Below are 11,775 nucleotides of genomic sequence, written 5' to 3'. Positions count from 1 at the left end.
TATTAAGAACAAAGAGCACAATGGGACAGGTTCCAGACAAATCAACGTATTAGATAGATAAGGAATACCCCCATGTCAGAACGTCTCCAAAATGACGTGGATCCGATCGAAACTCGCGACTGGCTACAGGCGATCGAATCGGTCATCCGTGAAGAAGGTGTTGAGCGCGCTCAGTATCTGATTGATCAGCTGCTTTCTGAAGCCCGCAAAGGCGGTGTGAAGGTTGCTTCAGGTGCAGGGGCTAGCAACTACGTAAACACGATTGCCGTCGAAGACGAACCGGAATACCCGGGCAATCTGGATCTGGAACGTCGTATCCGTTCTGCAATCCGCTGGAACGCCATCATGACCGTTCTGCGCGCATCCAAGAAAGACCTGGAACTGGGTGGCCACATGGCGTCCTTCCAGTCTTCTGCAACCGTTTACGAAGTGTGCTTCAACCACTTCTTCCGTGCAGCGAACGAGAAAGACGGCGGCGATCTGGTGTACTTCCAGGGCCACATCTCTCCGGGCATCTATGCACGTGCATTCCTGGAAGGTCGTCTGACTGAAGAGCAGATGAACAACTTCCGTCAGGAAGTTCACGGTAAAGGTCTGTCTTCTTACCCGCACCCTAAACTGATGCCTGAATTCTGGCAGTTCCCGACCGTATCTATGGGTCTGGGCCCAATCGGTGCGATCTATCAGGCTAAATTCCTGAAATACCTGGAACACCGTGGTCTGAAAGACACCTCTGAGCAGACCGTTTACGCCTTCCTGGGCGACGGCGAAATGGATGAGCCAGAATCCAAAGGTGCGATCACCATCGCAACCCGTGAGAAGCTGGACAACCTGTGCTTCATCATCAACTGTAACCTGCAGCGTCTGGATGGTCCGGTAACCGGTAACGGCAAGATCATCAACGAACTGGAAGGCATCTTCGCAGGTGCTGGCTGGAACGTGATCAAAGTCATGTGGGGCGGTCGTTGGGATGAACTGCTGCGTAAAGACACCAGCGGTAAGCTGATCCAGCTGATGAACGAAACCGTTGACGGTGACTACCAGACCTTCAAATCCAAAGACGGTGCCTACGTTCGTGAGCACTTCTTCGGCAAATACCCTGAAACCGCAGCACTGGTTGCAGACTGGACTGATGAGCAGATCTGGGCTCTGAACCGCGGTGGTCACGATCCGAAGAAAGTCTACGCTGCACTGAAAAAAGCGCGCGAAACCAAAGGTAAAGCGACTGTAATCCTGGCCCATACCATCAAAGGTTACGGCATGGGTGATACCGCAGAAGGTAAAAACATCGCTCACCAGGTTAAGAAAATGAACATGGACGGCGTGCGTTATATCCGCGACCGTTTCAACGTTCCAGTGACCGATGAGCAGGTAGAAAACCTGTCTTACATCACCTTCCCGGAAGGTTCTGAAGAGCACAAGTACCTGCACGAACGTCGTCAGGCGCTGAAAGGCTACCTGCCAGCTCGTCAGCCTAACTTCACCGAGAAGCTGGAACTGCCAGCGCTGGAAGACTTCTCTCAGCTGCTGGAAGAGCAGAACAAAGAGATCTCCACCACTATCGCTTTCGTTCGTGCCCTGAACGTGATGCTGAAGAACAAGTCGATCAAAGATCGTCTGGTTCCAATCATCGCCGACGAAGCGCGTACTTTCGGTATGGAAGGTCTGTTCCGTCAGATCGGTATCTACAGCCCGAACGGCCAGCAGTACACCCCGCAGGACCGTGAGCAGGTTGCATACTACAAAGAAGACGAGAAAGGTCAGATCCTGCAGGAAGGTATCAACGAGCTGGGCGCAGGCGCATCCTGGCTGGCTGCTGCGACCTCTTACAGCACCAACAACCTGCCGATGATCCCGTTCTACATTTACTACTCCATGTTCGGGTTCCAGCGTATCGGTGACCTGTGCTGGCAGGCAGGCGACCAGCAGGCTCGCGGCTTCCTGGTAGGCGGTACCTCCGGTCGTACGACTCTGAACGGTGAAGGTCTGCAGCACGAAGATGGCCACAGCCACATTCAGTCTCTGACTATCCCTAACTGTATCTCTTACGATCCGTCTTACGCATACGAAGTGGCAGTCATCATGCATGACGGTCTGCAGCGCATGTACGGTGAAGCGCAAGAGAACATTTACTACTACATCACCACCCTGAACGAAAACTACCACATGCCGGCAATGCCAGCAGGTGCCGAGGAAGGTATCCGTAAAGGTATCTACAAACTCGAAACCATCGAAGGTAGCAAAGGTAAAGTTCAGCTGCTGGGCTCCGGCTCTATCCTGCGTCACGTACGTGAAGCTGCGCAGATCCTGGCGAAAGACTATGGCGTGGGTTCCGACGTGTACTCTGTGACCTCCTTCACTGAACTGGCGCGTGATGGCCAGGATTGTGAGCGCTGGAACATGCTGCACCCACTGGAAACTCCACGCGTTCCGTACATCGCTCAGGTGATGAACGACGCGCCAGCGGTGGCGTCGACTGACTATATGAAACTGTTCGCTGAGCAGGTTCGTACTTACGTTCCAGCTGATGATTATCGCGTTCTGGGTACTGACGGCTTCGGTCGTTCTGACAGCCGCGAAAACCTGCGTCACCACTTCGAAGTTGATGCTTCTTACGTGGTTGTAGCAGCACTGGGCGAACTGGCTAAACGTGGCGAAATCGATAAGAAAGTGGTTGCGGACGCAATCACCAAATTCAACATCGATGCAGAAAAAGTTAACCCGCGTCTGGCGTAAGAGGTAAAAGAATAATGGCTATCGAAATCAATGTACCGGACATCGGGGCTGATGAAGTTGAAATCACCGAGATCCTGGTCAAAGTAGGCGACAAAGTTGAAGCTGAACAGTCGCTGATCACCGTAGAAGGCGACAAAGCCTCTATGGAAGTCCCGTCTCCTCAGGCTGGCATCGTTAAAGAGATCAAAGTCTCTGTTGGCGATAAAACCGAGACCGGCAAACTGATCATGATTTTCGATTCCGCCGACGGTGCAGCAGCTGCTGCACCTGCGCAGGAAGAGAAGAAAGCCGCTCCGGCCGCCGCTGCTCCAGCAGCTGCCGCGAGCGCGAAAGAAGTGAACGTGCCTGACATCGGCGGTGACGAAGTTGAAGTCACTGAAATCCTGGTGAAAGTGGGCGACACCGTTGCGGCTGAGCAGTCACTGATCACCGTAGAAGGCGACAAAGCCTCTATGGAAGTGCCGGCTCCGTTCGCGGGTACCGTTAAAGAAATCAAGATCAACACCGGCGATAAAGTGTCTACCGGCTCCCTGATCATGGTCTTCGAAGTGGCGGGTGCTGCACCTGCTGCAGCGCCAGCGCAGGCCGCTGCTCCGGCTCCGGCTGCTGCACCAGCAGCTGCTGGCGGCGCGAAAGACGTTAACGTACCGGACATCGGCGGTGACGAAGTTGAAGTGACCGAAGTGATGGTGAAAGTGGGCGACAAAGTTGCCGCTGAACAGTCACTGATCACCGTTGAAGGCGACAAAGCTTCTATGGAAGTGCCAGCGCCGTTCGCGGGTACCGTTAAAGAGATTAAGATCAGCACCGGCGACAAAGTGTCTACCGGCTCTCTGATCATGGTCTTCGAAGTGGAAGGCGCTGCGCCTGCCGCAGCTCCGGCTGCCGCGGCTGCTCCAGCACCGGCTGCTGCACCGGCTCAGGCTGCTAAACCCGCCGCTGCCCCTGCTGCTAAAGCAGAAAAATCAGAGTTCGCTGAAAACGACGCTTACGTCCACGCTACCCCGCTGATTCGTCGCCTGGCGCGCGAGTTCGGTGTGAACCTGGCGAAAGTGAAAGGGACCGGCCGTAAGGGTCGTATCCTGCGCGAAGACGTTCAGACCTACGTGAAAGACGCGGTGAAACGCGCCGAAGCTGCACCAGCTGCAGCCGCTGGCGGCGGTATCCCGGGCATGCTGCCATGGCCGAAAGTGGACTTCAGCAAGTTCGGCGAAATCGAAGAAGTGGAGCTGGGCCGTATCCAGAAAATCTCTGGTGCTAACCTGAGCCGTAACTGGGTGATGATCCCGCACGTTACGCACTTCGACAAAACCGATATCACCGATCTGGAAGCGTTCCGTAAACAGCAGAACGCTGAAGCTGAGAAGCGCAAACTGGACGTGAAATTCACCCCAGTGGTCTTCATCATGAAAGCCGTTGCCGCTGCCCTTGAGCAGATGCCACGCTTCAACAGCTCCCTGTCCGAAGACGGCCAGAAGCTGACGCTGAAGAAATACATCAACATCGGTGTTGCGGTTGATACGCCAAATGGTCTGGTTGTTCCGGTCTTCAAAGACGTGAACAAGAAGAGCATCACTGAGCTGTCCCGTGAACTGACCGTGATCTCCAAGAAAGCGCGTGATGGTAAGCTGACTGCCGGCGAAATGCAGGGCGGCTGCTTCACTATCTCCAGCATCGGCGGCCTGGGTACCACCCACTTCGCGCCGATCGTTAACGCGCCGGAAGTGGCTATCCTCGGTGTGTCCAAGTCCGCGATGGAGCCGGTGTGGAACGGCAAAGAGTTCGTGCCGCGTCTGATGATGCCAATCTCTCTGTCCTTCGACCACCGCGTGATCGACGGTGCTGATGGTGCGCGCTTCATCACCATCATCAACAACATGCTGAGCGACATTCGCCGCCTGGTGATGTAATCGAAAAGCCGGCCAGTCGGCCGGCTTTTTTCTGATAATCTCATGGTGTTTGTGAGGTTATTGGCGAAAGCGACAATTCGTGAGCCGTTTGTTGTTTCAAAATTGTTAACAATTTTGTAAACTGCGGGCGGATAGAACGACCCGGTGGACGACGGGTATAAATTAAGAGGTCATGATGAGCACAGAAATCAAAACTCAGGTCGTAGTACTTGGGGCAGGCCCGGCAGGTTACTCCGCAGCATTCCGTGCAGCGGATTTAGGTCTGGAAACCGTCATCGTAGAACGTTACAGCACCCTCGGCGGTGTTTGTCTGAACGTCGGCTGTATCCCTTCTAAAGCGCTGCTGCACGTAGCGAAAGTTATCGAAGAAGCCAAAGCGCTGGCTGAACACGGTATCGTCTTCGGCGAGCCGAAAACCGATATCGACAAAATTCGTACCTGGAAAGAGAAAGTTATCACTCAGCTGACCGGCGGTCTGGCGGGTATGGCCAAAGGCCGTAAAGTGAAAGTGGTAAACGGTCTGGGTAAATTCACCGGTGCGAACACCCTGGAAGTGGAAGGTGAAAACGGCAAAACCGTGATCAACTTCGACAACGCGATCATCGCGGCAGGCTCTCGCCCAATCGAACTGCCATTCATTCCGCATGAAGATCCACGCGTGTGGGATTCCACCGATGCGCTGGAGCTGAAAACCGTTCCTAAGCGTCTGCTGGTCATGGGCGGCGGTATCATCGGTCTGGAAATGGGTACCGTGTACCATGCGCTGGGTTCAGAGATCGACGTGGTTGAAATGTTCGACCAGGTTATCCCGGCTGCCGACAAAGACATCGTTAAAGTCTTCACCAAACGCATCAGCAAGAAATTCAACCTGATGCTGGAAACCAAAGTGACTGCCGTTGAAGCGAAAGAAGACGGTATTTACGTTTCCATGGAAGGCAAAAAAGCCCCATCCGAACCACAGCGTTACGACGCCGTGCTGGTGGCTATCGGCCGTGTGCCGAACGGTAAAAACCTCGACGCGGGCAAAGCTGGCGTGGAAGTGGACGACCGTGGCTTTATCCGCGTTGACAAGCAGCTGCGCACTAACGTGCCGCACATCTTTGCTATCGGCGATATCGTCGGTCAGCCAATGCTGGCGCACAAAGGTGTTCACGAAGGTCACGTTGCCGCTGAAGTTATCGCCGGCATGAAGCACTACTTCGATCCGAAAGTCATCCCATCGATTGCTTACACCGAGCCAGAAGTTGCCTGGGTCGGTCTGACTGAGAAAGAAGCGAAAGAGAAAGGCATCAGCTACGAAACCGCCACCTTCCCGTGGGCTGCTTCTGGCCGTGCTATCGCTTCCGACTGCGCAGACGGTATGACCAAACTGATCTTCGACAAAGAGACTCACCGCGTCATCGGTGGTGCGATTGTCGGTACCAACGGCGGCGAGCTGCTGGGTGAAATCGGTCTGGCTATCGAAATGGGCTGTGACGCTGAAGACATCGCGCTGACCATCCACGCTCACCCGACTCTGCACGAGTCCGTTGGCCTGGCGGCAGAAGTGTTTGAAGGCAGCATCACCGACCTGCCAAACGCGAAAGCGAAGAAGAAATAAGTTTCTTCAGATGAAAAAAAGCGGCCAATGGCCGCTTTTTTTATGCGCTGCGTTCAGGGGGCCACAGGCTGCCAGGTTTTATCAGGGTTATAGGCGGCTAGCGCCCGGGCTTTCTGCTCTGAATCGCTGCCGAGATCGGACTGATACACCTTGTCGTCCTGGTTTATCACAAAGCTCATGACGCCCGTCTGACCATAGCTGACCGGCCAGGCCACCATCGCGAAACCGTGATTGTCCGGCAGGATGCGGAAGCGATAGCCGTGATAGCCGGTACCTGGCTCTTTCGGGCTAAATGCCGGGCCGAGCGGGCTGGGCGCTTCGCCGGGCGAGGCAGGCCAGTACAAACCGTCTTTTTTGCCTTTCGAGCTGACAATCTTCTGCGCGTATTTCTGGTTCATCGCAAAATAGCTTTGCTGCGCATCAACATAGGCATGCAAGGCTTCAATGGCGGCGAGCTCATTACGCCCGATTTCACGGGTCAGGATCTCTTCAGCGCCTTCTTTGATGTCGAACTGCCAACCTGCAGAGGTTTTGATCACCGGGATGGGAAGCTGCCAGCCGCTGTCTCCGACAACCAGGTGTGCCGTATCTCCTTCGACAACCGTGGTATGACGGACGTTCCAGTCGCGCAGGAAGCGATCGACAGCATCCGGATCAACGCCTTCGGGGGGCAGAAAATCGCGCCAGTTCTCTCCAAGCAGGTTGGTCATCGCGCTCTCATTTTGCTCACTGATGGCTTTGGTCAGCGCATCGGTTGCCCGATCGGGCGTGCTAAAGGACTGCTGCGCCATCACCGGGGCCGAAAGCATGAACAACACCATTCCGCTGAGTAGTTTACTTTTCATGTCGGTTCCCTTAGCGATGTCGAATTTCACGGCGTTCAGCACGTCCACCAGACGCCTGACGTGGCTGCTGCTGGCGCGCAGCGAGCTGTCTGCTTTGCGCACCGCGCTGCTGCTGCGCCTGCCAGTTCGCCGAGCGGCTGTCGTTACCGCTCAGCGCATTGGCCCGGGGCTGGCTGCTTCGCTGCTGGAGCGTGCGTTGCTGCGCGGGCTGCGAAACCCGCTTCTCTTGTCTCTGCGCGGTGGTCTGGCGATTTTCTCGCTGCGGCGCGGTGCTCCGCTTCGCCGTCTGCGGTTTGGTGTCGTAGCCGCGGTAGTTATTGCGCTGCGAAATCTGCTTCAGCTGTTCGCCTGAGGCCTGACGCTGCACGTCTTTCGTTCCGGTGCGCGCCGTTTGGGGGAAGGTTTTACCCGTGGATTTCTCCATCTGGCTTAGCGCGGCCTGACGCTGGCTATCGCGGTTAACCGGTTTTTGCTGCGTTGAGCTGAGCCCTGTCGCCGCGTTGGTGGAGTGGAAGCGAGTGTTGAGCTGGTTAGTCGGATAGGGCACGCCTTCCCGATAGGCCGGGTTGTGCTGCCAGGTGCGGTTGGCGTCCGTCAGACGCTGTCCGCTGATTTTATTGAAGTTCTCAACGTTGATATTGATATTGTTATCGCCGTTGCGGTTATAGCCGCCGTGATTATCCCAGTCGCCATGGTGATGATCCCAGTCATCGTCATCATCCCAGTCGATGTTGCTGAAGATGGCATAGGTTGTGGCGACGCCCAGGCTGAAGCCTAAACCGTTTACGAAGCTGTTGCCAAACTGCTCCCCGGGTGTAGGCGGAAGATAGGTGGGCGGATAGGCGGCGTTTGGCCAGGTCCCGTAAACCGTATTGGAGTTATAGGTCGGGACGTAAACAACCTGCGGATCGGCAGATTCAATTTTGATTACCGTTGGGGCGGGCGCGGACGTCGTGGTTGTCGTTGCCTCGGCGGTGCTGGTTTTCGCTGGCGCCGGTTTTGTCACGGTGGTGACCGTCTGCTGAGGCGTGGATTGTAAAGCGCCGGTCTTCTGCGCCAGCGCGCGCAGGCGCTGAACGGAATCCATCACGTCCTTCGGCTGCGCGAGAAACGCATCACCCAGATTTTGTACCCACGGCGGGTTTTCGCCCATCAGGGACATAAGCTGAGGAAACGCGACCAGCGATTTTACGCTGGGATCCCAGGGCTGGCTGGCAACGGCCTGAATCGCGGCGTCCCCTTCCATTTTAGGGTTGTCTTTGGACCACTGCGCCGCCTGGATCACGTTGGCCGGATAGGTCGACGCCATTAAAATTTGCGACAGCAGGGCATCCGGGTAGAGCGCGATGGGAGCAACCCATTGATCGATTTGCGCGGCAGTGTAGGCTGGCGCGACAACAGGTGCGGGCTGGGCTGCGGCAGGCGCAGGTGCAGCCGGTTGTTGTGCGACGGGGGCCGGCGCGGCGGGCTCCGTGGCGCGGCCTTTGACAAACATGACGCCCGAGGCGGCAAACAGCCCGGCACTGCACAGAAGGACGAGCAGATGTGGCTTAAAGGGCAACTTCATAAAATGACTCCAACGAGACAAGCGCTGTGCCGTGAGGCGTTACGGTTGGCGTGAGTATTATTCACCCGTCTTTTACTGTTTTGACTTTTATTGGGAAGCGTCCGGTACGTCCGGATAAAGAGTGTGAGTATTTATTACACAATTATATCTGATGAAGAAAAAACTGAAGCGTCACGGTGCAGAAGATACCGCAAAAAGATGCCCTGAATCCCCGCTACACCATGCTTAACGATTCAGCAAATTTTTTAATGTTGCTTTTTTGTAAACGGATTAACACTGTGCAGAAATCCTGCTATGCTGCCCGACGCGGTATCGGGCATTTACCCTACAAACTGCTGTCTCACAGGAGCGTGAAGAGAACGCCCGCCGCATATGACAATGAGAGCGAGGAGAACCGTCGTGCTAGAAGAATACCGTAAGCACGTAGCAGAACGTGCCGCCGAGGGAATTGTACCCAAACCTTTAGATGCAACCCAAATGGCCGCGCTCGTCGAGCTGCTGAAGAACCCGCCTAAGGGCGAAGAAGAATTCCTGTTAGATCTGCTGATCAACCGCGTACCGCCTGGCGTAGATGAAGCTGCCTACGTAAAAGCCGGATTCCTTGCTGCTATCGCCAAAGGCGAAGCCACCTCCCCACTGGTTACTCCTGAAAAAGCCATTGAACTGCTCGGCACCATGCAGGGTGGTTACAACATTCATCCGCTGATTGACGCGCTGGATAACGACAAGCTGGCACCGATTGCCGCTAAAGCGCTCTCTTCCACGCTGCTGATGTTTGATAACTTCTACGATGTGGAAGAAAAAGCCAAAGCAGGCAACGTCTATGCGAAGCAGGTGATGCAGTCCTGGGCTGATGCCGAATGGTTCCTGAACCGCCCAGCGCTGGCTGAAAAAATCACCGTTACCGTCTTTAAAGTGACCGGTGAAACCAACACCGATGACCTCTCTCCGGCACCGGACGCGTGGTCTCGCCCGGATATCCCTCTGCACGCCCTGGCGATGCTGAAAAACGCCCGTGAAGGTATTGAGCCGGATCAGCCGGGCAGCGTCGGCCCGATCAAACAGATCGAAGCCCTGCAGAAAAAAGGGTTCCCGCTGGCCTATGTGGGTGACGTTGTGGGTACCGGTTCTTCCCGTAAGTCCGCAACCAACTCCGTGCTGTGGTTCATGGGCGACGACATTCCGCACGTGCCGAACAAGCGCGGCGGCGGCCTGTGCCTCGGCGGCAAAATTGCGCCAATCTTCTTCAACACCATGGAAGATGCGGGCGCCCTGCCGATCGAAGTGGACGTTTCTAACCTGAACATGGGCGACGTGATTGACGTTTACCCGTACAAAGGCGAAGTGCGCAACCACGAGACCAACGAGCTGCTGGCAAGCTTCGAGCTGAAAACCGACGTGCTGATCGACGAAGTGCGTGCCGGTGGCCGTATCCCGCTGATCATTGGTCGTGGTCTGACTACCAAAGCGCGTGAAGCGCTGGGTCTGCCGCACTCTGACGTTTTCCGTCAGGCGAAAGACGTTGCTGAAAGCAACCGCGGTTATTCGCTGGCGCAGAAAATGGTGGGCCGCGCGTGCGGCGTAGCCGGTATTCGTCCTGGCGCGTACTGCGAGCCTAAGATGACCTCCGTGGGCTCTCAGGACACCACTGGCCCAATGACCCGTGACGAACTGAAAGACCTGGCGTGCCTGGGCTTCTCTTCTGATCTGGTGATGCAGTCTTTCTGCCACACGGCGGCCTATCCGAAGCCGGTTGACGTGACCACGCACCACACGCTGCCAGACTTCATCATGAACCGCGGCGGCGTTTCCCTGCGTCCGGGTGACGGCGTAATCCACTCCTGGCTGAACCGCATGCTGCTGCCGGATACCGTCGGTACCGGCGGTGACTCCCATACCCGTTTCCCAATCGGTATCTCCTTCCCGGCGGGCTCCGGTCTGGTGGCGTTTGCTGCTGCGACTGGCGTGATGCCGCTGGATATGCCGGAATCGGTGCTGGTGCGCTTCAAAGGTAAAATGCAGCCGGGTATTACCCTGCGCGACCTGGTTCACGCGATCCCGCTGTATGCGATTAAACAGGGTCTGCTGACCGTTGAGAAGAAAGGGAAGAAAAACATCTTCTCTGGCCGCATTCTGGAAATTGAAGGTCTGCCGGATCTGAAAGTGGAGCAGGCGTTCGAGCTGACTGATGCTTCCGCCGAGCGCTCTGCGGCTGGCTGTACCATCAAGCTGAACAAAGAGCCGATTATCGAGTATCTGACCTCCAACATCGTGCTGCTGAAGTGGATGATTGCAGAAGGCTACGGCGACCGTCGTACGCTGGAGCGTCGTATCCAGGGCATGGAAAAATGGCTGGCCGATCCGCAGCTGCTGGAAGCCGATGCTGACACAGAGTACGCGGCGGTGATCGACATCGATCTGGCGGATATCAAAGAGCCAATCCTGTGTGCGCCGAACGATCCTGACGACGCGCGTCCGCTGTCTGAGGTTCAGGGCGAGAAGATCGACGAAGTGTTCATCGGATCCTGTATGACCAACATCGGTCACTTCCGTGCTGCCGGTAAGCTGCTGGATACCCACAAAGGCCAGCTGCCAACCCGTCTGTGGGTAGCGCCGCCAACCCGTATGGACGCGGCTCAGCTGACCGAAGAGGGCTACTACAGCGTGTTTGGTAAGAGCGGGGCGCGTATCGAAATCCCTGGCTGTTCCCTGTGTATGGGCAACCAGGCGCGCGTAGCCGACGGTGCGACGGTGGTTTCCACCTCTACCCGTAACTTCCCGAACCGTTTAGGTACCGGTGCGAACGTCTTCCTGGCCTCTGCGGAGCTGGCGGCGGTTGCGGCGCTGATTGGCAAACTGCCAACGCCGGAAGAGTACCAGACCTTTGTGGCTCAGGTGGATAAGACCGCGGTGGATACCTATCGCTATCTGAACTTCGACCAGCTTTCTCAGTACACCGAGAAGGCCGACGGGGTTATCTTCCAGACGGCGGTATAAACAGCAAAACCGTCTCCATGAGACGGTTTTTAGTGTTTGCACCCTCTCCCGTGGGAGAGGGACGGGGTGAGGGCATCAGGCCGCAGGGTCTTGCTCTCACCTTTTTATTTTCATTCCTCC

The 11,775-nt window shown here is 56.0% G+C and carries 6 protein-coding genes; 4 read left to right on the top strand and 2 right to left on the bottom strand.

The features are described from left to right. Positions 1-72: 72 nt before the first annotated feature. The 3 genes from aceE (at position 73) to lpdA (ending at position 6,246) form a co-directional block, all read left to right on the top strand. Positions 73-2,736 carry a pyruvate dehydrogenase (acetyl-transferring), homodimeric type gene (gene aceE, locus ACWKXN_RS11215; protein WP_023310418.1) on the top strand — a complete coding sequence of 888 codons (2,664 nt, stop codon included), beginning with the start codon at positions 73-75 and terminating at the stop codon, positions 2,734-2,736. Positions 2,737-2,750: 14 nt separating this feature from the next. Then, positions 2,751-4,646 (top strand): pyruvate dehydrogenase complex dihydrolipoyllysine-residue acetyltransferase, encoded by a 1,896-nt coding sequence (aceF, locus tag ACWKXN_RS11210; RefSeq protein ID WP_039260787.1) that lies wholly within the window; start codon positions 2,751-2,753, stop codon positions 4,644-4,646. Positions 4,647-4,821: 175 nt separating this feature from the next. Then, the gene (gene lpdA, locus ACWKXN_RS11205; protein WP_003856313.1) at positions 4,822-6,246 is read left to right on the top strand and encodes a dihydrolipoyl dehydrogenase; all 1,425 of its coding nucleotides are present in this window, start codon (positions 4,822-4,824) and stop codon (positions 6,244-6,246) included. A 53-nt stretch (positions 6,247-6,299) separates the two neighbouring features. On the opposite strand, the gene ACWKXN_RS11200 is transcribed toward lpdA, so the two are convergent. Then, positions 6,300-7,091 (bottom strand): DUF2950 family protein, encoded by a 792-nt coding sequence (locus ACWKXN_RS11200; RefSeq protein ID WP_454543848.1) that lies wholly within the window; start codon positions 7,089-7,091, stop codon positions 6,300-6,302. Positions 7,092-7,101: 10 nt separating this feature from the next. Beyond that, positions 7,102-8,658: a DUF3300 domain-containing protein gene (locus tag ACWKXN_RS11195; protein ID WP_454543791.1), complete on the bottom strand. Its 1,557-nt coding sequence runs from the start codon at positions 8,656-8,658 to the stop codon at positions 7,102-7,104. Positions 8,659-9,057: 399 nt separating this feature from the next. Between ACWKXN_RS11195 and acnB the strand changes: the two genes are divergently transcribed. After that, entirely contained in the window at positions 9,058-11,655 is a 2,598-nt protein-coding gene (gene acnB / locus ACWKXN_RS11190) for a bifunctional aconitate hydratase 2/2-methylisocitrate dehydratase (protein ID WP_454543790.1), read from the top strand. Positions 11,656-11,775: the final 120 nt, after the last annotated feature.

Source organism: Enterobacter sp. UPMP2060 (genome assembly GCF_053709655.1).
Note: the sequence above shows the minus strand (reverse complement) of the source record. Positions and strands in the feature narration are given on the sequence as shown.

What these genes read in the sequence shown, in the direction of transcription:
- ACWKXN_RS11195 (WP_454543791.1), bottom strand. Translation starts at nt 8,658, where the DNA reads ATGAAGTTGCCCTTTAAGCCACATCTGCTCGTCCTTCTGTGCAGTGCC.
- aceF (WP_039260787.1), top strand. Translation starts at nt 2,751, where the DNA reads ATGGCTATCGAAATCAATGTACCGGACATCGGGGCTGATGAAGTTGAA.
- ACWKXN_RS11200 (WP_454543848.1), bottom strand. Translation starts at nt 7,091, where the DNA reads ATGAAAAGTAAACTACTCAGCGGAATGGTGTTGTTCATGCTTTCGGCC.
- aceE (WP_023310418.1), top strand. Translation starts at nt 73, where the DNA reads ATGTCAGAACGTCTCCAAAATGACGTGGATCCGATCGAAACTCGCGAC.
- lpdA (WP_003856313.1), top strand. Translation starts at nt 4,822, where the DNA reads ATGAGCACAGAAATCAAAACTCAGGTCGTAGTACTTGGGGCAGGCCCG.